The following is a 2501-nucleotide window of genomic DNA, read 5'->3' on the forward strand; positions in this document are numbered from 1 at the left end:
TTGTTGGCGGCCGTGAATTGGCAAATGGCTTTTCGGAGCTTAATGACGCTGAAGACCAGGCTGACCGCTTCCGCAAGCAGGTTGAAGAAAAAGATGCTGGTGATGATGAAGCGATGCATTACGACTCAGATTACATCCAGGCTCTTGAATACGGTATGCCACCTACTGCAGGTGAGGGTATCGGTATTGATAGGCTAGTGATGCTATTTACCGACAGCCCAACCATTAAAGACGTTATTTTGTTCCCGCACATGAAGCCAGTATCTTAATAAGGGGCTTATTGTTTGGGTTTCATATGATGGCTGAAGGTTCAGAAAAAGAAGGTAGACTGAGTGAGTCCTGGCAGCAAGTTGTCGGCGACCAGCTTACCCTGCCTTACATGCAGTCTTTACGTGGATTTCTAAGCAGCGAAAAGGCTGCGGGTAAAATTATTTATCCGCAAGGCTCCGAAATCTTCAATGCGCTGAATCATACCGCTTTTGAAGAGGTAAAGGTTGTTATTATCGGGCAGGACCCGTATCACGGGCCTGGGCAGGCGCATGGTTTGTGTTTCTCGGTTCAGCCGGGTGTAGCAATACCGCCTTCATTACGTAATATATATCAAGAACTCAACACGGATACAGGCATGCCGATTCCAATTTCAGGAAATCTAATTTCTTGGGCCGATCAAGGTGTGCTATTGCTGAATGCGGTGTTGACGGTTGAGCAGGCTCGAGCTGGTGCCCACCAAGGAAAAGGTTGGGAAACGTTTACTGACAGGGTTATTGAGTTGCTGAATCAGCAACGGTCTGGTGTTGTTTTCCTGCTTTGGGGGAGTTATGCCCAAAAGAAAGGTAAGCTGATTGATCGTCAGAAGCACTTTGTATTGGAAGGACCGCACCCTTCGCCGCTTTCTGCCTATCGTGGTTTTTTTGGCTGTCGCCATTTCTCAAGGACAAATCAATACTTGATAGATAATGGTAAACAGCCAATAAACTGGGCGTCTGTTGTTTAAAAATTAAGTATTTATCTAATAAAAAGCCGATCAAGTGATCGGCTTTTTTTATGTCTTAGGCCTGCTTATTCTATTAGGCATTTAGCAACGCCATTGCTGCTTCCATTTCAGCACTTAGGTCTTCATCTGCATTCGGGTCCATAGTTGGGTCAACGCCAATACGTTCAAACGCTGTAATGTGCGACCAGTCCATCTCTACATAGTGGTGTTCTGAGCCAGCATAGCTGTGTAGCATGGCAACCATGACCAAATCGGCGTAATCCGCTTTTTCAACTTCTCGAGTGAAATTAACACACTCTTTGGGTACAGGTTTGAGCTCGGATGGAAAGTCCCATTTCTCTAATATCTTCTGACCCACGATGGGCTGAAGTTCATCCAAAAGGTTGTCGAGCATTACGCTATTTATTTGAACGTCGTTATCTTCAACGTACTTAAGGACCGGCAAAGAACCGATGGAATAAACGAGTCCGGCCAACGTCGCTTGGCCTGCAGCCAGATGAGGGTGCTGCCGTGCGAGCACACTACATATACCCGCTACTTCGGTACTGCGCTCCCAAGTCTCGCGCATACGCTTGTCGATCATCTCTGAAGTTGCTTGGAACATCTGCTCCATTGCGAGGCCTGTTGCAAGATTACTCGTATATTGCATGCCTAAGCGGTTTACTGCCATGTTTAGCGTAGTGATTTCATTTGCACCGCGAAACAAAGGGCTGTTGCTAACCTTGAGTAGGCGTGCTGATAAGGCAGTATCTTTGTTAATAACGTCGATCAGGTCGAATAACCCCGAATCTTCGTCTTCGCTGATTCTCTTAACATCTAAAGCAATTTCAGGAAGCGTTGGTAAGACAATAGTGTCGTTCTCAATTGCTTCCAATATATCTTGTTTTATCTTCTGACCAATTTCTGACATGAATACCTCGATTCAAGATGTTTTTCATCTACTCATTAGTTATAGCAGAGCAAAACGCTTTTGTTCTAGAAATTATCGGAACGAAGTAAAAAACCTGAGTTCGTTATAGTTTTCTTAAGAATAACTAAGGTCAGACACAATAAACCCAGTATCCAGGTCGGAGCCGATATACGTTGTCTCACCTGTATCGACTTGTTCCTTGTTTAGCACAGCTAAAGCAGTAATAATCGTATCTGTCAATGTATGGGCTCGGACGAGCTTACCGACTTTCTTGGGCAAACCTTCGATAGTTTTAATAAACACATCGGCACCTGGCTCGAGTTGATCGGCGGCAGTGCCATTTCCTTCAAGTAAACACATGCGCTTTTTAAGCTTACCTAAGAACTTCATACGGGCGATGATTTCCTGTCCGGTATAACATCCTTTTTTAAAGCTGACTGCACCCAATTCATGTAGATTCAGCTCCTGAAGAATGAACTGTTCTTGTGTGGCAGAAAATACTTGTGGAATACCTGCTTTAGTTTCTTTCGCCAGCCAGTTTTCAAGGGCCTCAGTATCTGAACAGCTGTCATCGGGTACTTGTTGGGACCAGAACTC

The 2501-nt window shown here is 45.0% G+C and carries 4 protein-coding genes; 2 read left to right on the top strand and 2 right to left on the bottom strand.

Annotated elements, in window-relative coordinates; all coding sequences use genetic code 11:
* The coding region (locus tag A3761_RS10585; protein WP_304439607.1) for an amino acid--tRNA ligase-related protein at window positions 1-269 on the top strand (269 nt) is incomplete at its 5' end.
* Window positions 270-298: 29 nt separating this feature from the next.
* Window positions 299-994: a uracil-DNA glycosylase gene (ung, locus tag A3761_RS10590; RefSeq protein ID WP_068553563.1), complete on the top strand. Its 696-nt coding sequence runs from the start codon at window positions 299-301 to the stop codon at window positions 992-994.
* A 73-nt stretch (window positions 995-1067) separates the two neighbouring features.
* Here the strand turns inward: ung and A3761_RS10595 are convergent, their stop codons facing one another.
* Window positions 1068-1904, bottom strand: a complete 837-nt coding sequence (locus tag A3761_RS10595; RefSeq protein WP_068515707.1) for an HDOD domain-containing protein — start codon at window positions 1902-1904, stop codon at window positions 1068-1070.
* A gap of 114 nt (window positions 1905-2018) precedes the next feature.
* Window positions 2019-2501, bottom strand: a 483-nt coding sequence (locus tag A3761_RS10600) for a folate-binding protein YgfZ (RefSeq protein ID WP_369808218.1), incomplete at its 5' end; no start/stop codon positions are given.

This window comes from Oleiphilus sp. HI0123 (assembly GCF_001635315.1).